This is a genomic window from Ruegeria sp. CK2 (assembly GCF_056536585.1).
Genome location: NZ_JBQFPW010000059.1, coordinates 1 through 1,527 on the forward strand (window position 1 = coordinate 1; position 1,527 = coordinate 1,527).

The 1,527-nt window shown below is 54.3% G+C and carries 1 protein-coding gene; it reads left to right on the forward strand.

Annotated features, from left to right (window positions below):
• A partial coding sequence (locus tag ACR0BU_RS24660) for a putative Ig domain-containing protein (protein WP_480739568.1) occupies nucleotides 1-1,527 on the forward strand: 1,527 nt, incomplete at both ends.

Sequence of the window (1,527 nt, forward strand, 5' to 3'; positions counted from 1 at the left end):
CTGCCAGCGAATGCATTCACGGATGTGGATGGCGATGCGCTGACCTTGACTGCGACGCTGCTTGACGGTGCGGCCCTGCCGAACTGGTTGGTGTTTGACGCGGCTGCGGGGAGCTTCTCTGGCACACCGCCGCAGGACTACACTGGCATGTTGAGCATAAGGGTGACGGCCAGCGATGGCTCACTCACAGCCAGCGATGCCTTCGCGCTTGATATTACACCTGTCAATGATGCCCCTGTCACGATGAATGATATTGTTGGCACGGGTGAATTCCGCGTCAACGAATTCACCAACAGTTCGCAACTCTACCCGAGCGTTACGGCCCTCGCCAATGGCAATTTCGTTGTCACCTGGCATTCTGATGACGGGCAGCAGGACGATACGTCTCATGCTGCCGTCAAGGCCCGTATTCTCAATGAGAATGGCGATGAGATTGTCAGTGAATTCCTGGTCAATGCGTTTACCAATGACGTGCAAACCAAACCAAGCGTTACAGCGCTCACCAATGGCCATTTTGTTGTCACCTGGCAGTCTGATGACGGGCAGCAGGGCGATACGTCCAGTTCTGCCATCAAGGCCAGTATTTTTGATGAGAATGGCAACGAGATCGTCAGCGAGTTTCTCGTCAATGAGTTTACCGATGGCCCTCAAAGGCTTCCGAGTGTTACGGCGCTCGCTGATGGCCATTTTGCCGTCACCTGGGAGTCTCTTGACCAGCAGCAAGGGGATACGTCCGGTTATGCCGTCAAGGCGGTTATTCTGGACGCGGCTGGAAATGAGATTGTCAGTGAGTTCGTGGTCAATGAAGGTACCAATGACGATCAGCGCGCCCCGAGTGTGACAGAACTCACCAATGGTCATTTTGTCGTCACCTGGGAGTCTGGCTATGTCATCAACGCCCGTATTCTGGACGCGGCTGGAAATGAGATCGTCACTGAGTTCCTGGTCAATGAAGTTGCCAATGGCCCTCAATACGAGCCGAGTGTTACGGCGCTCGACAATGGCCATTTTGTCGTCACCTGGGAGTCTTGGGACTATCAGCAGGCCGGTGGGCCTGAAACTACCATCAAGGCCCGTATTTTCGATGCGAATGGCGATTCGATCGCCGGTGAATTCCTGGTCAATGAATACGCGCCGCACTCTCAAAGTAATCCGAGTGTGACAGAACTCGCCAATGGTCATTTTGTCGTCGCCTGGACGTCCAAAGACGGGCAGCAAGGGGATGATGATTATGCCATCAAGGCCCGTATTTTTGATGCGACTGGCAACGAGATTGTCAGTGAATTCCTTGTCAATGAAGTCACCCATGGCTTTCAAGGCGACGCAAGTGTGATGGCGCTTGCCAATGGCGGTTTTGTCGTCACCTGGGGGTCTGGCGACCAACAGCAAGGGGATGCTTCTTCTGCCATCAAGGCCCGTGTTTTTGACGCGAACGGTGTTGCGCAAAGCTCCACTCCGATCACCGAAGATGTTGTCACTTCGATTGAGACCGCCACGCTTCTGGCCAATGACAGCGATGTCGAGGGG